Source organism: Actinomadura geliboluensis, from assembly GCF_005889745.1.
Classification (GTDB): domain Bacteria; phylum Actinomycetota; class Actinomycetes; order Streptosporangiales; family Streptosporangiaceae; genus Spirillospora; species Spirillospora geliboluensis.
Window position 1 is genome coordinate 14,986 of the sequence record NZ_VCKZ01000039.1, and the last position, 18,614, is coordinate 33,599.

General features: G+C 73.1%; 19 protein-coding genes. 12 read left to right on the plus strand and 7 right to left on the minus strand.

Annotated features, from left to right (window positions below; all coding sequences use genetic code 11):
* Nucleotides 1-8 precede the first annotated feature (8 nt).
* The 6 genes from ETD96_RS08425 to ETD96_RS08450 all read left to right on the plus strand — a co-directional run bounded on the left by ETD96_RS08425 (nt 9) and on the right by ETD96_RS08450 (nt 7,299).
* Nucleotides 9-764, plus strand: coding sequence for an AAA family ATPase (locus ETD96_RS08425; RefSeq protein ID WP_138635731.1), 756 nt, complete (start codon nt 9-11; stop codon nt 762-764).
* On the plus strand, nt 754-2,196 hold the full coding sequence (locus tag ETD96_RS08430) for a hypothetical protein (protein ID WP_138635732.1): 1,443 nt from the start codon (nt 754-756) through the stop codon (nt 2,194-2,196). Before ETD96_RS08425 ends, ETD96_RS08430 begins: the two co-directional genes overlap by 11 nt.
* Nucleotides 2,193-3,401 carry a hypothetical protein gene (locus tag ETD96_RS08435; RefSeq protein ID WP_138635733.1) on the plus strand — a complete coding sequence of 403 codons (1,209 nt, stop codon included), beginning with the start codon at nt 2,193-2,195 and terminating at the stop codon, nt 3,399-3,401. Before ETD96_RS08430 ends, ETD96_RS08435 begins: the two co-directional genes overlap by 4 nt.
* Nucleotides 3,402-3,723: 322 nt before the next feature.
* On the plus strand, nt 3,724-5,427 hold the full coding sequence (locus ETD96_RS08440; protein ID WP_138635734.1) for a Mu transposase C-terminal domain-containing protein: 1,704 nt from the start codon (nt 3,724-3,726) through the stop codon (nt 5,425-5,427).
* Nucleotides 5,428-5,841: 414 nt separating this feature from the next.
* Nucleotides 5,842-6,516 (plus strand): integrase core domain-containing protein, encoded by a 675-nt coding sequence (locus ETD96_RS08445; protein WP_171068924.1) that lies wholly within the window; start codon nt 5,842-5,844, stop codon nt 6,514-6,516.
* A 279-nt stretch (nt 6,517-6,795) separates the two neighbouring features.
* The gene (locus tag ETD96_RS08450; RefSeq protein ID WP_138635736.1) at nt 6,796-7,299 is read left to right on the plus strand and encodes a hypothetical protein; all 504 of its coding nucleotides are present in this window, start codon (nt 6,796-6,798) and stop codon (nt 7,297-7,299) included.
* A gap of 61 nt (nt 7,300-7,360) precedes the next feature.
* Here the strand turns inward: ETD96_RS08450 and ETD96_RS08455 are convergent, their stop codons facing one another.
* Nucleotides 7,361-7,603, minus strand: coding sequence for a hypothetical protein (locus tag ETD96_RS08455; protein WP_138635737.1), 243 nt, complete (start codon nt 7,601-7,603; stop codon nt 7,361-7,363).
* A 1,160-nt stretch (nt 7,604-8,763) separates the two neighbouring features.
* Between ETD96_RS08455 and ETD96_RS08465 the strand changes: the two genes are divergently transcribed.
* Nucleotides 8,764-10,008: a hypothetical protein gene (locus tag ETD96_RS08465; protein WP_138635738.1), complete on the plus strand. Its 1,245-nt coding sequence runs from the start codon at nt 8,764-8,766 to the stop codon at nt 10,006-10,008.
* A 21-nt stretch (nt 10,009-10,029) separates the two neighbouring features.
* On the opposite strand, the gene ETD96_RS08470 is transcribed toward ETD96_RS08465, so the two are convergent.
* Nucleotides 10,030-10,854: a TrmH family RNA methyltransferase gene (locus ETD96_RS08470; protein ID WP_240807386.1), complete on the minus strand. Its 825-nt coding sequence runs from the start codon at nt 10,852-10,854 to the stop codon at nt 10,030-10,032.
* Between the two features lie 74 nt (nt 10,855-10,928).
* Between ETD96_RS08470 and ETD96_RS08475 the strand changes: the two genes are divergently transcribed.
* A complete protein-coding gene (locus tag ETD96_RS08475; RefSeq protein WP_138635740.1) occupies nt 10,929-11,909 on the plus strand; it encodes a threonine ammonia-lyase in 981 nt (326 codons plus the stop codon).
* A 14-nt stretch (nt 11,910-11,923) separates the two neighbouring features.
* Nucleotides 11,924-12,337: a phosphotransferase gene (locus tag ETD96_RS08480; protein ID WP_205719166.1), complete on the plus strand. Its 414-nt coding sequence runs from the start codon at nt 11,924-11,926 to the stop codon at nt 12,335-12,337.
* Nucleotides 12,338-12,346: 9 nt separating this feature from the next.
* On the opposite strand, the gene ETD96_RS08485 is transcribed toward ETD96_RS08480, so the two are convergent.
* The gene (locus ETD96_RS08485) at nt 12,347-12,790 is read right to left on the minus strand and encodes a globin domain-containing protein (protein ID WP_138635741.1); all 444 of its coding nucleotides are present in this window, start codon (nt 12,788-12,790) and stop codon (nt 12,347-12,349) included.
* Nucleotides 12,791-12,939: 149 nt separating this feature from the next.
* Between ETD96_RS08485 and ETD96_RS08490 the strand changes: the two genes are divergently transcribed.
* The gene (locus ETD96_RS08490; RefSeq protein WP_138635742.1) at nt 12,940-13,440 is read left to right on the plus strand and encodes a MarR family winged helix-turn-helix transcriptional regulator; all 501 of its coding nucleotides are present in this window, start codon (nt 12,940-12,942) and stop codon (nt 13,438-13,440) included.
* Here ETD96_RS08490 and ETD96_RS08495 read toward each other — a convergent pair.
* On the minus strand, nt 13,437-14,414 hold the full coding sequence (locus ETD96_RS08495) for a helix-turn-helix transcriptional regulator (protein ID WP_138635743.1): 978 nt from the start codon (nt 14,412-14,414) through the stop codon (nt 13,437-13,439). The genes ETD96_RS08490 and ETD96_RS08495 overlap by 4 nt on opposite strands.
* A 101-nt stretch (nt 14,415-14,515) precedes the next feature.
* Here ETD96_RS08495 and ETD96_RS08500 point away from each other — a divergent pair, with 101 nt between their 5' ends.
* Nucleotides 14,516-14,944, plus strand: a complete 429-nt coding sequence (locus ETD96_RS08500) for a VOC family protein (protein WP_138635744.1) — start codon at nt 14,516-14,518, stop codon at nt 14,942-14,944.
* A gap of 122 nt (nt 14,945-15,066) precedes the next feature.
* Nucleotides 15,067-15,711: a hemerythrin domain-containing protein gene (locus ETD96_RS08505; RefSeq protein WP_138635745.1), complete on the plus strand. Its 645-nt coding sequence runs from the start codon at nt 15,067-15,069 to the stop codon at nt 15,709-15,711.
* Nucleotides 15,712-15,718: 7 nt separating this feature from the next.
* Here the strand turns inward: ETD96_RS08505 and ETD96_RS08510 are convergent, their stop codons facing one another.
* From ETD96_RS08510 to ETD96_RS08520, 3 genes are all read right to left on the minus strand, one after another.
* Nucleotides 15,719-17,527 (minus strand): complex I subunit 5 family protein, encoded by a 1,809-nt coding sequence (locus tag ETD96_RS08510; protein WP_205719167.1) that lies wholly within the window; start codon nt 17,525-17,527, stop codon nt 15,719-15,721.
* The gene (locus ETD96_RS08515; protein ID WP_138635746.1) at nt 17,524-17,877 is read right to left on the minus strand and encodes a sodium:proton antiporter; all 354 of its coding nucleotides are present in this window, start codon (nt 17,875-17,877) and stop codon (nt 17,524-17,526) included. The genes ETD96_RS08510 and ETD96_RS08515 overlap by 4 nt, the downstream gene beginning before the upstream one ends.
* Nucleotides 17,874-18,614 (minus strand): MnhB domain-containing protein (locus ETD96_RS08520; RefSeq protein ID WP_240807388.1); only part of this gene is annotated, 741 nt, incomplete at its 5' end. The genes ETD96_RS08520 and ETD96_RS08515, both read right to left, overlap by 4 nt.

Genomic DNA, 18,614 nt, shown 5'->3' on the forward strand with positions numbered 1-18,614 from the left:
CAACGCCGATGCCCCACCACTTCCTGGACTATCCGGGCCTGCAGACGTTGAAGACCCGCCAGTATCAGCTCACCAGAAGGATCGTCGGCGATGTGGCGAAGATTTTGGCCATGGGCTGCGTGCACGGTCCGACCGGAACGGGCAAGACGTTCGCCGTTGAAGCCGGTCTGGAGGACATGGCCGACTTCCCGATCGTGTACTGCTCGCTGGAGACCATCGCCGGCGTGACCCCCTACCGGCTGGCCGGAGCGCTGTTCCAGGCGGTCACCGGGGCCGAGGCCCCCCACACCAGGAGCCGCTTTCCGCTCTTGAGGTCGCTGGAGGAGTACCTGGCCGCTCCGGAACGCCTAATCGTTCTGGACGAGGCGCAGCGCCTCACCGGCCACTGCCTGGAGATGGTGCGGCATCTGCACGACTCGCGACGGACGCGTTTCGCCGTCCTGTACGTCGGCGGCGACGGCTGCTGGGAGCGGCTGTCGCGCTCGCCGATGCTCGCATCCAGGATCTACCGCCGGCTTCCCTTCATGCCGCTGTCGCCCGACGCCGTCCCCCGGATGATCCGCCGCTTTCACGCCATCTACGCCCAGGCCGACGACGAACTGCTCACCGAGATCAACGAGACCTACGCCAACGGGGTGCTGAGGAACTGGGCCAGCTTCACCATCAGCGCAGCGCAGGCCTGCGCCGAGTTGGGCAAGGAGCACATCGACGACGTGGTGGTCGACACCGTCATGCCGATGCTGGGAGAGGGCATTGAGGACTAGCGGCCCCGCCGGGGGCGGCAAGACGCCCGCCCAGCGGACCGGCCGGGCGGCCGGTCGGCAGCCAATACGGCAGGCGCGGCCGGTCCGGCCGCAGCCCGGCGAGATCGTGCTCGTCACCAACCCCGACGACTCCGTGGCCGTGGCCCAGCATCTCGCCGACCTCCACGCCCCCGGCCACGGGCGGGTCGTGGTCTCGCCGATCGAGACCTTCACCGGGCCGGCCCCCACCAGCTACGGCGCCGCGCGCAGAAGGCTGGGCGCCGATCTGCTCACCGCCTTGGGAAAAGATCCCGAGGAGATCGCCCACCACAGCGGCCAGGCGCTGGCGCTGGCCGGGTTCTGGATCCGCGGCGAGCGGATCAGCGACCTGGTGGTGGACCGCGCCCAGGCGGTGCATCAACAGGTGCTGCGCGAACTGGCCGAGTTCGCCCGGGACACGCCGCTGCGGCTGTGGCTGGTCTGGGTCGCCGCCCCGCTGCGCCGCCCCGACCTGGGCAAGGTGACCGTACGGACGATCACCGCCGAGCAGTTCCGTGCCGCGCTGCCCGCCACATCCGGCCGCACACTTGAGCCCGCGTCCGACCGCACACCGGCTCAGGCGTCCGCCGCTTCACAGCAGCCCGCGCCGCGGGACTGGCCCGCCCTGCCCAGCAGCGACTTCCCGGTCTTCATGGAAGTGTGCCGAGCGCGGCTGGATCCCGCCGACTTCCGGCGCGTCGCCGAAACCTTCGACCTGGCCCGGGAGGCCGCAGCCGAACTGGCCTTGGACCTCGGCATCCATCACGGGGAGTCGCGCTACCACGACTTGCAGATACTGCACGTGGAGACCTGGCTGCGCGATCAGGTCCTGGCAGGCGACCATCACCCGTCGCAGTCGCTGGCCAAGCTGCGAGGGATCCAAGCGGGGTTCTTCGAGCGCCATCTGTACCTGCGCTGGCGGCGGTCGCTGCTGCCGCACCCGCCCGAGACCCATCTGGGGACACGGCTCACCGCTGATGTGGTCGCCCGCCTGCGGAGCCTGTGCTCACCGGAGACGGCCGCAGCGCTGGTGATTCACCTGCACTTAGCCGCCGGTCTGACGTCGATCACGGTCGGGCAGATCTCCACCGACGGCGCCACCTACACACAGGACGTGGCGTACCTGTCCCGCACGGAGCCGGTACGGCACCGCTTCCCGCCCTCGGCACACGGCATCCTCGCCGCCTACCTCGCGCACCGCACCAGTACCGGCGCGGTCGACGATTCCTCCCCGCTGTTCCCCAAGGCACCCGCCATCCCCGGCCGCGAACTTCTGCGCCAGCGGTTCGGGGTCGTCAGACTCGCCGCCCCGGTTCCCCCCTCAGGGCGCGCCCACGCGACCCCATGGCTGTCCGAGCGGGGCCTGTCCCTGCAAAGACTCGACACCCACGAGATCATCAGGAGGCGGACATGACGGTCAGCCGGGCAGTGATCGGCCGGCGGCTTCACCAGACCGCCACGACCTGGGACGAGATCTGCCGGCTGCTGAACACCTCGATTCCCTTCGCCCAGGCCGACCAGATCGACTTCACTCCCTACCCCCTGGCGACGCTGCTGGCCGTCAGCCGCAAACTCGACCTCCCCTTGACCACACTCGTACCAGAGCTCAAAGCGCTGATCGAGCAGGAGAACGCCCCCGCCACAGCCGCGACCATAACCGTCACCTCAGCTGCGACCTCAGCCGCCCAGCGCGACCGGGAAGCCCAACCCCCCGCCCGCGGCCGCCCCGCAATCGACATGGCCGCCTTCGACATGGCCGCCTCTGACGTGGCCGCCTCTGACGTGGCCGCCTCTGACGTGGCCGTAACTGGCGGGGACGCCTCTGACGTGGCCGTAACTGGCGGGGACGCCAGCGCCACCGATACCGCACCGTCCGACAGCAGGGCCGCACTGTGGGACTCAAGTTCCCTCGATCAGCGCGGCATGATCGTCCTCACCGCGCTGGCACACGCCGCGTGCCCGCTGGATGCCACCGCCATCGCCCAAGCACTCGATGTACCGCTCGCCGACACGACCCAGACGCTCGCGCACCTGCTCCGCCACCCGCACCTGGGCGGCCCGATGCGGCTGCGGCCCGTGCCTCCGGACCTGTACGAACTGCGCCCCCGGGTCGACCTGGTCGATTCCGACCAACTGCTCATGCTCAAGACCATGGACGCCAGCCGCGACGGCATGACCGCCCCTGAGGCTCTGGCGCTGCGCGCCGCGATCGACCTCGACCACCCCAGCGGGAACTCCGATATCACGGCGTTTCTGAACGAACATCCCCAGGCGGCCGCCAGGCTGGTACGCCGTGGCTACCTTCAGCCGCCGGCGCTCACCGACGACTTCATCGTCGACCCCGACGTCATCAACAGTCTGCGCAGGCCCTCCAGCGCCGAGGAGGAGGCGTTTCTCCGTGTCCGCTCCCCGCAGCGAAGCGACCCGGGCAACGACCCGTACGGGACCGACGAATCGAATGCCTTTCCGCTGCGGCCCGTGGGCTATGAGGCCCTCAGTTCCAGAACCCCCGCTACCTCTGACCCCGCTACCTCTGACCCCGCTACCTCTGACCCCGGTTCGGGCACGGAACCGGACTCGTCCGGCACCTGTTCCCCGGGCGAGGACACACCGACGTGACCGGTCAGGCAAGGCCATCTCAAGGCCATCTCAAGGCCATCAGATCCCTCCGCCGACCACCGCCCCTGCTCCCGGCGGGCACTGATGATCATTGCCGGTGGCCCAGATTGCTGAGCCCAAGGCTGAGCCCATTGCTCCGGCCAGCACCACAGGTCCATCAGCACCACAGCTCTGCCAGGAGCACAGGCTCAACCGGCGGCCCGCGCAGTGGGCGCCCGGCCCGGCTCTGCGAGGCTCCTGGGCGCCTGCCGTGCGCGGCCGACCAGCGGTGGGGCCGAGCGCGTGCCCGCCCGCCGCAGCAGTCCCCGGTAAGGAGCGAAAGTTGAGTCACCTGGATCTTGAGCAGTGGCGGGGCTCGCTGATGCAGCTGCGGGCCCTCAAAGCCGATGGCCTGCTCACCACCGGCCACGTCCGCGAGGTCGCCGGCAGCTTCGGCGTCACCGAGCGCACGGTCTGGCGGCGGCTGAGCAGCGACCCGCCGCCCGGCGGCGATGCGGCGCCCACCCGCCGGGGGCGCGCACCCTATGAGCTGACCCAGACCGACCTGGTCGCCTACATCATCTACAACGGCAACATCGCCCACCTGCACCGGGCCCGCTGCGGTGTCCTGGACGGCTCGCTCACCGCCGCCGGAAACCCGGTTCCGCAGGCCCTGGCCGAGGGGTGGCGCGGCACCCGGCCAGTGGCTCTGAGAACCCTGCAACGCGCGTTCGCCAGCCAGTTGTCATCGGGAATGCGGGCCGGCATGACCGAAGGCGAAGCGGGCCGGCGCCGCCACGAGGTCTACCTCGAGCGCGACAGCGTGCCCCGCAACCAGGTCTGGGAGATGGACCATGCTCGGCTGCCGTTGATGGTGCAGACCCGACGAGGAGCCGCGACCAACCCCTGGCTGACCAGCGTGCTGGACTGCGGCACCCGCGCGGTGCTGGGCTGGTGCCTGGCCACCCGGCCCAATGCCTCCACGGTCCTCACCGCGCTCGCCATGGCCCTGACGCACGACCCCGCGCGAGGACCGTTCGGAGCCGTACCACGCCTGGTCCGCGTCGACCAGGGCCTGGAATTCGCCGCCGAGTCCGTCCAAGCCGCGCTCGGCTCACTCAGCGTCACCCGCGACCGGCTCCCCGGCTACGAACCACACCTCAAAGGCAAGATCGAGCGGTTCCACCGCACCGTCCAGGACGCCTTCAGCAAAGGCCAGCCCGGCTTCACCGACGGCCCCCGCGACAAAGCCGGCAACCTCCTGGGCCCCCTCAAAGACGACCCGAAATCCCGGGCCGCCGCCCAGCAGGCGGAGGTGAAACCGATGTCGCTGGAGGAGTTCGCCCGCCGCTTCGCGAAATGGGCGCACTGGTACAACACGAAAAAGCCCCACTCCATGCTGAACGGCGCGACGCCGCTCCAGGCGTGGGAGGCCGACCCGTTCGAACTCTACCGGATCCCCGCCGACACCATACGGCACCTGCTCATGGCCGTTAAATCCGAACACACCATCGGGAAGAACGGCATCAACTTCAACTCCCGGACCTACCATCACCGCAAACTCAGCGGGCGTGCGGGTGAACGCGTCACCCTGCGCCACATGCCGAACGACCCAAGTTTCGTCGAGGTCTACCTCAACGGCGTCCACTGGTGCACCGCCCACCCGAAAGACGAACTGACCGAAGAAGAAAAAGACGCCATCTTCGAAGAGCGGCGAGCCAAAAAGACCGAACTCAAGCGCCTTCACGGGCAAGCGCGGAAGATAGCACAAGAAGAACTCATGATCGCCGGTGACGCCCCCGAAACGCAGATGGCCACCGAAAACAGCCCCACCCGTCCAGCCCCCGCTCCAACGCCGCCGAAACGGCAGACACCAGCGCCCCCGCACAAACTCCCAACCAGGAGACAGCGCAAGCGCGCTCCCCGCTTGGACATCCTAGGAATCGTCGACCCCTACACCGACACCGACACCGACACCGAGCCAAAACCCGTCGACCTGTCGGAATACCACCGGCCCGATCACCAAACCACGGAAAGCAGCCCATGACCCCGCCACACCAGACGCTGCGCCGATCGGGGCCCACCCCGCCGGGCACGACCAGTCCGCCATGACGACGCCCCCACCACCCGGCGCCGGCCCTGCCCTCCAACCACACGACATCAGACCCTCCGCTACCACCTGCAGGCCCCGATGTCCCGGCCATGGACCACAGCACTGCCACACCGGCAGTCCGCACCCGCTCAGCCCGTCAGCCCGACCGGACCGATCGAACCGATCGAACCGATCGAACCGATCGAACCGATCGAACCGACCGGACCGACCAGGACCGACCAGGACACCGGCGCTGCACCCCACGCCCCGACCTCGGCACAGCCGTCCTCGCCCCCGCCCAACCGGCCCGGGCCACCGGCCGGCCACAGCAATGGCCGACACGAGCACGATCACCGACAGGAGCCGCTCATGGCCGTCAACCACGACCCCGACCACCACCCCGAAGCACCCGCCCAAGCAACCACGCCCCGCAACCGCATCTGGGAACTGGACCACCAGCAGCTGCCCGTGCTGGTACTGCTGCCGCGCGGCCGCACGGCGCGCCCATGGCTGACCACGATCGTCGACGAGGCAACCCGGGCCCTGCTCGGCTGGACGATCGCTCCCGCCCCGCACACCCCGGCGACACTGACCGCGATCCGGATGGCGCTGATCCAAGACCCCGCACGCGGCCCGTTCGGAGCGGTACCGGCCGGCATACGGATCGACCCGGGGTTGGAGCTCGCCGCCCACATGGTCGGCGAAGCGTTCACCGCGCTGCGCGTGACCGAACTTCGGCCATCCGCCCACCAACCACACCACAAGCGCAGGCCAGAGCAGCTGTACACCGCCATCGACACCACGCTGCTGTGCGGGCTGCCCGGATACACCACCACCCCGCGCGACACCCCCGGGGGACTGGACGGGGGACTGGACGGGACGCCGGACGATGGGTCGACCGCCCCTGCCACCGGCACCGGTCGAGCCGAGACGCGGCCGATGCAGATCGAGCGGCTCGCCGCGGCCTTCGCCGACTGGACAGACTGGTACAACCTGCAGCGGCCGCACGCCGGGCTCGGCGGCCGCACCCCCGCCCAAGCGTGAAACGACGATACCGCCGCACTCGACTCTCATAGGCCCTTCGATCTGATCGGCGGCTTGGGGTGAGGCTGCACCCCGGTCGAAGCCGCGCCCTGCTTGGCTCGGCGAGAGCGCGCCAAGTGAGGGTTCCGCTCCGATCAGGAGTCCAGGCGCTGTGGCCCTGGCCCGACCTCTCGAACGACGGTGTACGGGTGCCGTTTACGGACGTGTCACCAGCCGCAAACGACTGGGGAAGGCGAGAATCCGTTGACGTTGCGCGCCCCACCTGCGCCCGCTGAGCAGGTGAGCGGTGACAGGGGTCGGCGGCCGATCGGTTATCTGCTGGACGAGGTCGAGCAAGACCTGCAGGAGCTGGACCCGGCCGACACGCTGGTGGCGCTGCGGGCGGTCTGGCACGCGTTCTGCTTGGCCGGAGCGGCGGGTGAGCTGCTGTCGATCTGCGCGGACCCCGACACCTACGGGCCGCTGTGGGCCAACGCCGAACCGGTCGTGCCGACCGCGGTGCGCACGGTGGAGACCGCCCCGTCCTTGAAGGCGAGTTTCAGCACCGAGATCAACCCTGCCGGCGGACCGGGCGATCGGCTCGATGACCAGGCTGCGCATGAGGTTCATCGCCGCATCCTGAAGGTGGCCGCGACCATCTACGCGTATCTGCCCAGGGTGGCCGAGGAGGCCAGGCGCGAGGGCGATCGGCGGGTCTGTCGTCAGGCGGCGGGCCAGACTGGGAGCCGGAGACGGCGCGGCATCACACCGCCACGGCCGAGCCTCGCCGGCCGTGGGTGGTAAGGGTGCAAGCGGCCTGTGCGGCGTAGTCGGCGGGAACGATCTCCCGGTACTCGCGGGTGATCTATCCGGCGCCGTCCGCGATCGCCAAGATCACCACGCGCGGATCAGCCGGGGACAAACCGCCGATCACTCCACCCGCTGGACGGTAGATCTCTTCGGCCATCCCAGCCAGCTTTCCAGGCTCGCGGTGGCGCAGCCGCAGTGTGCTCTCCAGGCTGGAGAGCAACGCCTGCCAGGCCCGGCGCTGGTCGGTGGCGCCGCAGGCGAACACGGTGACCGGGACGACGGTGAACCCGCCCCGCAATCTGACAGCCGCCAGAACCGGCGAACAGCCCCCGGGCCCCGACTACCTCGCCTCCCGCAAAGACGAACGCGGCCGGTAGCCGCTCGGCGAAGTACTTGAGCTGCTCGGGAACTCCAGCGCCGGTGCGGGTGGCCGGGGAGATGCCGTGAATCTCACCGACCGCCGTCGATGACCACCCGTCCGGGACGATCACCGGGTCCGCGGCCGCCGCCTCCATCCGCGCACCGATCTCCATCAACCGGCCGCGCGGCATCAACGACGCCGACATCCTGAGTGACTCCGACCAGCCCGGCCGCATCAGCTCTGGGAACCAGCATCTTGGCCAGCAGCAAAGCACCGACCACCTTGGTGCCCGCTGCCCGCAACACCGCATCCGGTGAGCACAGCGGCCGAACAGGGCCTCCCACCCACCGTCGCGATGAGCGAACAACCTGCCACAAGCACCCGGAGCAGTAGCTGCAACACCAATCAGACAGGTCCCACACAGGCCACCCCAACTGGACACTTCCGGCCGTCCAGCGCCCTCGTCGCGCCCCGCCCCTCCCGGTATCCAAGGAACCGGCACGCAACATTCCTCCATGGCCATTAATGAAACAAGAAAAGTTAACGGTATACATTTCCTGGAGATCGCCGATCCGGTCACAGGCAGACGAAGCCTCCCGTTCGACAAGACTCTCGGAACAGGGGGGGGACTGTTCCGACGCGCCACGGCCGACCAGCAGTGCGCCACCTGCCCCCATTTAGAGCGACCAGGAAAATCTCAAAACAAGTGAATTTCCAACGCTCCACCGACAAGATTGGCGCGATCTCGCTGACAAGATTGGCGCAACCAGGCCTCGCGCCCCTCTCTGCCGCAAGGAGGACTCACAGAGGAGTGAGGCACAACCCCGCAGGTCAGCGCTACGATGTGCTAGGCTGCCGCTGACGAAGACGACGCGCGACTGACATGCATGGCACCATCACTGACATTTTTTTGTCGTTCAACACGGCGGTCATGCGCCCGCCATCGCCACGGCTTCGGGCCCGCGCCCGCTGTTGATCATGCACACCAGGATAACCGTCATTATGCCGGAGTCTCAACGTGGTCTTGATTACGCGTTGCGCGTGTCGCGGTAATCATTTCGCGAATCGTCCAGCGAAAAGATCGTTATGCTGGGCGGGTGAGCAGCGAGACGAGCAGCGCGAACGGCACCGACGGCACCCCGCCCGCACAGCCATCACCGGGCACGACGACACCGGCCGCTCCGGAGGATCTGGCAGAGGGCGGATCGCCCGCCGGTGACGCCCAAGAAGGAGAAGCGGACGGCCGGGGGGAGGTCGAGACCTCAGAGTCGGCGTCGGCGGGGGAGTGCGCGCTGGCCGGCTGCACCGAACCGCTTCCGGTGCGCGGCCGGGGGCGGCCCGCCAAGTACTGCAGCAAGGCCCACGCCGACCAGGCCAGCCGGGACCGGCGCGCGGCCGACGCCGCCGCGGTCGACGAACCGCTCCGCCAGGCCGAGGCGCTCGCCCAGCGGGTGCCGGTTGCCATCGGCGCCCTGCAGGGCCAACTGGCCGAGCTGCAGGAGTTCCTCGCCGCGGCCCAGGAAGGAGCACTGTCGCGGGTGCGGCGGGCCGAGGCCGAGGCGACCGCCGCGGCGCAGGCCGAAGCCGACGCCGACGTCCGCGCCCTGGCCGCCGACAAGGCGCGCGAGGAAGCGGTCGCCGCCGCCGAGGCCGCCCGCGCAGCCCAGCGGGCCGCCGAGCAGGCCGCGGCCCGCGACCGCGCCAACCTGGAGCGGGTGCGCGCCGACACCGCCGAGATGGTCGCCGCGCACCGGCAGGCCCGCGACGCGGCCCGCGAAGCGCAAACCGCCGCCGAGGCCGCCCGCGACGCCAAGGCCGCCGAGTTGCGCGAGGCGCGCGAGACCCACGAGCAGGAACGCGCCCGCATCGAGGCCGCCGCTCGCGCCCAGACCGAGCGGACGCAGACCCTCCAAACCGAACTGGCGCACACCACCGCGGCCCTGGCAGCGGCGCGGGAGGCGCTGGCGGCCGCCCAGGGCGAGGCGCGCAACCAGCAGACCAGGGCCGAGGCCGCCGAGCAGGCGCGCGACGACGCGATGCGGCACGGGCGCGAGGCCGCCGCCCGCGCCGAAGCGCTGGAGGCCCGGCAGCGGGACCTGCGGGCCGCCGCCGAGGAGGCCGCCACCGGACAGGCCGCCGCGCAGCGGGCCCTCGCCTCCTGCCAGGCCCTGCGCGACCGGCTCGAAACCGACCTGGCGGCCGCCCGCGCCGACGCCGCGGCGCAACGTGAACGCGCCGTCCGCGCGGAGGCCGCGGCCGGACCGGTCCGCGGCGACACCGACGATCAGGAAGGGCCCGCCGACGCGCCGGCGGCCGGCGACGACCAGGCCCCGCCGGCGTGAAAGCCAGAGCCGGGGTGAAGGCTAGGGCTGGCGGCCGCGCTGGCGGACGGCCTCGTACAGGGCGACCGTGGCGGCGCCGGCGGCGTTGAGGGAGCTGGCCGCGCCGCCGATCGGGATCCGCGCCATCGTGTCGCAGCCCTCCCGCCAGCCCGCGCTGAGCCCGGCGGTCTCGTTGCCGATCACCAGCAGCACCGGGCCCGTCAGGTCGACCTCGGCGATGTCGGCGGTGCCGTTCTCGTCGGTGCCGACCACGGTGAGGGGGCGTCCGGCCGCCCGTTCCCGCGCCACCCAGTCCAGGACCTCGCGGTGGGAGCGGGTGCGGACCACCGGCACCGCCAGCAGCGACCCGGTGGAGGCGCGCACGGCCTTGGGGTCGTAGGGGTCGGCGGCGTGCCCGGTGACGATCAGCCCGGCGCCGCCGAACGCGTCCAGCGACCGCACCATCGTGCCGATGTTGCCGGGCCCGGTCGGCCGGTCGAACACAGCGCCGAGGAACGTGGGCCCCACCGCGATCCGCGACAGGTCGTCGTCGGGCAGCGCCACCACCGCCACCAGCTCGGGGACGTCCTGCTCCTTGCCGCTCAGTTCCCGCAGCAGCGCGGGCGCCATCGCCACCCGCTCGGCGCCGGCCCGCTCCAGCATCTCCTCGGCCCACCGCGACAGCGGCCGCTCGGCGTCGTAGATCAGCGCCCGCACCGGCCAGCCGCGCTCCACCGCCAGGGTGATCGGCCGGACGCCCTGGACGAGGAACTCTCCCGCCCGCTGCCGCTTTGTCCGGTTCCGCAGCAGTGCCTCCCACTGCTGGAACCGCGCGTTGGGCCGCGAGACCCGCAGCACACCCCCCACCGACCGCTCCAGTCTTCGCATCCGCCTGACGAACGCCCCAGTCTCCCACAGCCTCTGAGTGAAGGGCGGCAGGCGTGGACCTGGACGTGGCGCGGATCGAGCAGGCCATGGACGTGATCGATCCGGTGTTCCTGAACACCCCGCAGTACCTCGACGAGCAGCTGTGCCGGGCGCTGGGCGGCCGCGCGGTGACGGTGAAGCTGGAGACGGCCAACCCGGTGCGCAGCTTCAAGGGCCGCGGCGCCGACCTGGTGCTGAGCACGCTCGTCCCCGGCACGCCGGTGGTGTGCGCCAGCTCGGGCAACTTCGGGCAGGCCGTCGCCTACGCGGGGCGGGCCCGGGGGATGCCGGTCGAGGTGTTCGTGCCCGAGACCGTCAACCCCGCCAAGCGGGAGCGGATGGAGACCTTCGGCGCCCGGGTCGTCGCGGCCGGGCCCGACGGCGCGTCGGCGCGGCGGGCCGCCGCCCATGCCGGCCGCCGTCCCGGCCGCGTCCACCTGCGGGACGGGTTCCAGGCGGCGATCGCCGAGGGCGCCGGGACGATCGGGCTCGAACTGACCTGCGGCTCTGGCGGGGCGGGCTGGGACGCCGTCGTCCTCCCGGTCGGCGACGGCGCGCTGATCAACGGTGTGGCGCGCTGGATGAGGGAGCACGCGCCCGGCACCCGGATCGTGGGGGTCAACGCCGAGGGCGCCCCCTCGATGCTGGAGAGCCTGCGCGCCGGCCGCGCGGTGTCGGTCGGAAGGGCCCGCACCTTCGCCGACGGCATCGCGGTGCGGACCCCGCTGGAGTCCTCGGTGCGGCGGGCCCGCGCCCTGGTGGACGAGATCGTGCTGGTGAGCGACGCGGCGATCTCCGCCGCGATGGAGTTGGCGGCGCGCACGCTCGGGATCGTGCTGGAGCCGGCGGGGGCGGCGGGCCTGGCGGCGATCGCCGAGGGCGCGGTCCCCGGCGATCGCATGGCGACGGTGCTGACCGGCGCCAACCCGCGTCCCGAGCAGGCCAGGGACCTGGCCGCCCGCCTCACGCGCGCGCCCGGCTCCGGCTTGCGATGAGGGGCAGGTGCAGGGTGGAGGACGACGATCACGGCCGGGAGACGGTGTGCCACAACGACTTCTCGCCGCTGAACGTCACCTTCGCCGGGGGCCTGCCCGCCCTGGCCTTCGACTTCGACCAGGCCGCCCCCGGCCCGCGCGTGCGCGACCTCGCCTACGCCGCCTGGCTGTGGCTGCTCGGCGCGGAGATCGCCGCCCCGCTGGCGCATCAGCTGTCGCTGCTGCGCACCTTCCTCGACGCCTACGGCTTCGACAACGTCGACCGCCGCGGCTTCGGGCAGCGCATCGTGGCCCGGGTCGAGGCCGAACGCGACATGCACGAGCGCGCCGGACGCGTCACCGCGCCCGGGTCCTGGCTGCACCGGGAGATCGACTGGCTCGCCGAGCACGCCGACGCCATCGACCGCGGCGTGCGCGGCGGCGCTTGAGAGGCGAGGTCAGGGGTCGGGCCAGTCCCAGTGGGGGACCTCGCGCAGGGGGTGCAGTTCGTCGTCGGTCTCGGCGTTGGAGTTCTGCCTGGCGACCTCGGAGCCGAACTCCACGTGCTCGCGCAGGGCCCGGCGGAACGGGGCGTCGGCGGGGAGCCCGGCGGCGTCGGCGGCGGCCATGTACAGCTCGACGAACCGGACGCGCTGGTCCTCGGTGATCTTCAGGTGGCGGTGGACGTCGATGAGGTGCGCGAAGCCGCCCATCTCGCGGGTGAAGGCGTCGGGGCCGCCGAAGGTCTCGGCGGTGAAAGCTGTGAGGTGGTCGACGTGGGACGCGCGGCCCTCGCCGAACAGCGGCTGGAGCAGGTCGTCGGCCAGGAGGGAGGCGTAGAACAGGCCGATGAACCGGCGCAGGCCCTCCTCGCCGCCGGCGTGCTCGTACAGGCTCTCCATGATTACACCATTACCTGGTTGGCGGTGGTCGGTCTCGTTTATCCCAGGCGCGGCCCGGGGCCGTCGAGGGCGCGTGCCGGTTGTGGCCACCCGCGCGCGGATGTTCCATCATTGATAATCTCAATGTTGAGAGAATGCGGGGAGGGGCCGTGGCGGACGCGGTGGACGCGATCCTGGCGCAGTGGGGGCGCGAGCGGCCCGACGTGGACGTGTCCCCGATGGGCGTCATCGGGCGGATCTCCCGGGCGCAGCTGCTGCTGGGCCGGGAGCTGAAGCGGTTCTTCGCCGAGCGGGGACTGGAGAGCTGGGAGTTCGACGTCCTGGCGACGCTGCGCCGGCACGGCGCCCCCTACGAGCTGACGGCGGGGGAGCTGCTCACCGCGGCGATGGTGACGTCGGGAGCGATCACCAACCGGATCGACCGGATGGAGGCCAAGGGCCTGGTCGAGCGGGTCCGCGACACCGGCGACCGCCGGTCGGTGCGGATCCGGCTGACGCCGCGCGGCCTGGAGACCGTGGAGGAGCTGGTGGCCGAGCACGCCGCCAACGAGGACCGGCTGCTGGCCGCGCTGGACCCCGCCGAGCGGGCGCGGCTGGCCGGGGCGCTGCGCGCGCTGCTGGAGTCGCTCGGCGACACCTCCCTCGGCTAGCGCCCGAAGTCCCGCACGGCGTGCGCGACGCGGGCGGCGACGGCGGCCAGCTCCCCGGCCAGCTCGGGCGGGTCGAGCAGGGTGTAGTCCACGGGCAGCAGCGCGACGCGGTGGGCCAGGAACCGCAGGGAGTCCCCGCGGGTGTGCAGCACGCAGGCCCCGTCCCCGGCCGGTTCCAGGACGCCGTGCCAGGCGGTGACGTGCCCGGCGGCCTCGGCGAGCGGGACGTGCAGCAGCAGCCGCGCCCGGATCCGCCCGGACCCGCCGGCCAGGGCGTCCATCGTCCAGGAGACGGCGTCGGCGCCGCCGGGCAGCTCCCGCGCGGGGCCGCGGACCCCGGTGCGGTGCGGCCCGGTGATGCGGTCGGCGCGGAAGGTGCGCCAGGCGCCGCGGTCCTCGTCGTGGGCGAGCAGGTACCAGCGGCGGCCGGCGGCGACCAGGCGGTGCGGCTGCGCCAGCCGGCGGGTGGCCTCGCCGCCGGCGGCGGTGTAGGTGAAGCGGACGTGCTCGCGGGCGGCGCAGGCGGCGGCGAGCAGGGCCAGCACGGCGGGGTCGGCGGGCGGCGGGCCGCCGTCCTGCGGCGGCAGGGCCACGGCGGCCGCGGTGAGCGCGGCGACGCGGGGCCGCAGCCGGTGCGGGAGGACCTGCTCGAGTTTGGCCAGCGCGCGCAGCGAGGTGTCCTCGATGCCGGCGACGGCGCCGCCGGCGGCGGTGCGCAGGGCGATCGCCACGGCGGTGGCCTCGTCGTCGTCCAGCAGCAGCGGCGGCATGGCGGCGCCGGCGGTGAGCCGGTACCCGCCGGCGGCGCCGCGCGCGGCCCGCACGGGGTAGCCGAGTTCGCGGAGCCGGTCGACGTCGCGGCGGATGGTGCGGGGCGTGACGCCGAGCCGTTCGGCGAGCTCGGAGCCGGGCCATTCGCGGGGCGTCTGCAGCAGGGACAGCAGCCGCAGCAGCCGCCCGGAGGGATCGCGCATGCTCCTCATCCTGCCGTCCTTTGCGGACGTTCAATGACCTAATGGGGGTTTAGCGTCGGTACCGAGGCCGGGAGGTTCCAGGTCTCGGACGGAGGAGCGACATGCTGCGCGGATTCGCCACCATCAGCCTGTGGGCCGACGACCTGGAGGCCGCCAAGGACTGGTACGCCGAGCTGCTGGGCGTCCAGCCCTACTTCAGCGTCCCCGGGCCCGGCGGCCGCGCCGGCTACTACGAGTTCCGGGTGGGGGACTACCAGCACGAGCTGGGCCTGATCGACGCCCGGTTCCGGCCCGGCGGCCCCGCGGCGGCCGGGCCCGGAGGGGCGATCATGTACTGGCACGTGGACGACCTGGAGGCCGCCGTGGAGCGGCTGCTGGCGATGGGCGCCCGCGAGCACGAGAAGATCACCGAGCGGGGCGCGGGCACGGGGTTCGTGACCGCGTCGGTCATCGACCCGTTCGGCAACGTGCTCGGCGTGATGACCAACCCGCACTACCTGGAGGTCCTGGCCGCGGCCGGGCCGCGCTGACCGCGACCGCCCCGCCCCGCCCCGCCTCCGAGCACCCCGAGGGGGCGCTTCGGGGGCTGTGAGGTGCGTCTCTTCGGCGCCCGGGGATGTCACGTCCGCGGGCGCCACACCTTCTTATATGCATGGGAGTTTTCGCGGTCGCGACGCGCGACACCACGTGCCGCACCCTCCTGTCCGCAGCGCACACCGCCTTCCGCCGGGACCTGGACCGGCTCGCGGCTGCGGTGGCGGCGGGCAAGGGCGGGGCCGCGCATGTGCGGGCGGGCTGGGACAACCTCGCCCAGCAGCTGCGCATGCACCACGATCTGGAGGACCGGACGCTGTGGCCGCGCGTGGAGCGCGCCGTGGCCGGACGTCCGGCGGAGCTGGCGGTGCTGGCGGAGATCCGCGCCGAGCGCGCCCGGCTCGGACCGCTGATCGCCGCCGTCGACACGGCACTGGCCACCGGCACGAGCGGTGGCGGCGGCGGCGCGGTGGCGGCGGTGCGGACGCTGCGGGACGCGCTGGAGGCGCATCTGCGGCACGAGGAGGCGACCGTGCTGCCGCTGGCGGAGTCGGTGCTGGAGTCCGGGCAGTGGCGGGCGCTGGCCGACGAGGCCGCCCTGCGCTGCGCGGCGGGCGCCGAGCTGTTCGTCCCGTGGGTGGTGGACGGGATCGCGCCGGTGGACCGGTCGCGGTTCCTGACGGCGCTGCCCGGGCCGGTCCGCGACCGCAACCGGGTGGTGTGGGAGCCCCGCTACCGCAAGCGCCGCCTGTGGAGCACCTGACCGCGGGTCACCAGGGGGCGGTGAGCAGCGCCAGGACGGCGACGCCGGCGGTGAGCCAGGCGGCGTAGTCGCCGACGTGGCCCGAGTGCAGCGCGTGCAGCCGCGCCGCGACCGCTCCCCACCGGCCTCTGCGGGGGGCGGCCCGGCCGGGCCGGTCGGGGGTGCGGCGGACGCCGGCCGCGGCGACCGCCACCGCCGCCGCCAGCGCGACGGCGGCCCCGGCCAGGCCCGCGGCGGTCCACGGGTCGGCGGGCACCGCGTGCGGGTGCGCGGCGCGCCCGTCCAGGACGAGCGCGGCGTAGGCGCCGCGGTCGGCGAACGCGTGCGCGGCGCCGGCGACCGCGCCGCCGGGCAGCAGCCCGGCCAGCAGCCCGGCGGCCAGCAGCGCCACCGCCGGGCCGAGCATCGTCCACGGCGCCGACCGCAGCCCGCCGGGCGTCTCGGGGTCCTCGCGCCCGCCCGTCCCGGCCTCCTGCTCGGTGGGGGTGCCGCGCCACACCGTCAGCCACACCCGCAGCACGGCCCCGGCGGTGAGCGCGGACGCGGCGGCCGACAGCGGCGGATACCACCACCAGCCCAGCTCCAGCACGGCGTGCTCGGTGACGGCGTGCCCGGCGAACAGCCCCGACGGCGGCAGGCCCGCCAGGCACAGCGCCCCGAGCAGGAACACCGCGCCGGTGACGGGCATGCCGCGGCCGCGGCCGCGCAGCTCGCGGGCGTCGACGCTCCCGTGCCGGTTCAGCAGCACCCCGGCGGCCACGAACAGCGCGCCCTTCACCCCCGCGTGCCCGGCCAGGGAGTAGGCGGCGCCGCCGAGCGCGCCGGGGGTCCCGGCGGCGGCGCCGACCAGCAGCAGCCCGACATGGCTGATGGTGGAGTAGGCCAGCAGCCGCTTGACGTGGTGCTGCAGCACGCACATCACGGCGCCCAGCAGCGCGGCGGCGGCGCCGAGGACGGCGATGCCGCGCAGCGGGACCAGCCCGGCGAACACCGCCCAGTACGTCCGCGCCACCCCGTACACGCCGAGTTCGACCATGACGCCGGAGAACAGCACGCACACGGGGGTGGGCGCGACGGCGTGGGCGTCGGCGAGCCAGAAGTGGAAGGGGACGGCGGCGGCCTTGACCAGGTAGCCGGTGCAGACCAGCACGAACGCGGCGGTGACGAGCGCCCCGCCCGAACCCGCGCCCGGGTCGCCGCCGGCGCCGGACAGGTGGCGTCCGATGGCGGCGAGGCCCAGCTGCCCGGTGCGCCCGTACAGCAGCGCGATCCCGGCCAGGGACAGGTAGGCGCCGATGGACTGGACGATCCCGAAGTTCAGGGCGCCGTGCACGGTCGCGGGCTCCTCCGCCCGGTACCCGGTGAGCGCGAACGCCACCACGCTCATCAGCTCGAAGAACACGAACGCGTCGAACAGGTCCCCGGTGTAGACGAACCCGCACATCGACGCCAGGAACAGCAGCACCAGCGCGTGGAAGATCGCCTGGATCTCGGTGAAGTACCGCCAGGAGAACGCCAGCGCGGCCAGGGTGAGGGCGGCGGTGACGCAGGCCAGCCCGGCGGCGAGGGGGTCGGCGGCCAGGGGGATGCCGACGCCGGTGCCGGGCCCCCATCCGCCGAGCCAGGCGACCTGGGGGCCGCGGCCGGAGCGGGCGAGGGTGAGCGCGGTCAGGGCGGTGACGGCGGCCGCGGCCGCCAGCGCGGTCGCGTCCACGGCGGGCCGCGGCAGCCACCGCCCGGCGCCGGCGAGCACCGCCGCGGCCAGCACCGGCAGCGCGACGGCGGCCTGCAGCGCGACCGCGGTGGAGGGGATCACGATTCCAGCGAGCGCAGCGCGTCGGGGTCCAGGGTGCCGCGCCGCTTGGCGACCTGCACGGCCAGGGCCAGCAGCAGCGCGGTGACGGTGGCGCCGACGACGATGTCGGTGAGGGCCATGGCCTGCACGACGGGGTCGGTGACGGGCGGCCCGGCGGGCGGCGGCGGCCGGTCGGAGAACACCGGCGCGGTGGCGCCGTAGCGGTGCCCGACGGCCAGCAGCAGCACGTAGGTGCCGGACTGGGTGACCGACAGGCACACGACGGCGTGGATCAGGTCGCGGCTGGTGACGATCCCGTACACGCCGGCGAGCATGATCCACCCGGCGGTCAGGTAGGGCAGGACGCTCATGCGGGCCCCTCCCGCGTCCGGGCGGCGCCGTGGACGAGCAGCGCCTGGTCGAAGAACTTGGCGACGAGCACGACCAGGGCGCAGCCGACCTCGGCGCCGACGGCGCCGTTGAGGGCGGGGACGCGGCCGGTCGCGGCCTGCCCGGCGGCGGCCAGGGCCAGCAGCGTGAACGTGGCGGCCGCCGCTGCCTCGGCGGACTCCAGCACCGGGACCGGGCGCAGCCGCCGCAGCGCCGGGTAGTCCCCGGCCAGGTAGAGCAGGTGGACGGCGGTGCCGAGGACGACGCCGCCCTGGAATCCACCGCCGGGGGACTGGTGGCCGTGCGCGACGATGTAGACCCCTGCGACCAGGGTCAGGGGCAGCAGCAGGCACCCGGTGACGCGCAGCGCGTCCGGGACCTCGGCGGGCCCGTGCCGGTGCGCGGCGCCGCGCCGCTCCCCGGCGACGGCGCGCAGCAGCACGACGGCGCCGAGCGCCGCCGCCAGCAGGATCAGCTCCTCCCCGAGGGTGTCGAAGGCGCGCTGGTCGAAGGTGACCGACGCCACGGCGTTGGGGGTGCCCTGCCGGACGGCCTCCCGGACGGCGCGGTCGGCGTAGGGGTGCGACGCGCCGCCGAACGCGGGCAGGCCGAGGACCCCGGCGGTGAACAGCGCGAAGGTCCCGGCGGCGCCGGCGGCGAACAGCAGGAGGCGGGCGCGGGGCGTCACCGGCGCGCCTCCCGCCCGTCCCCGGCCCCC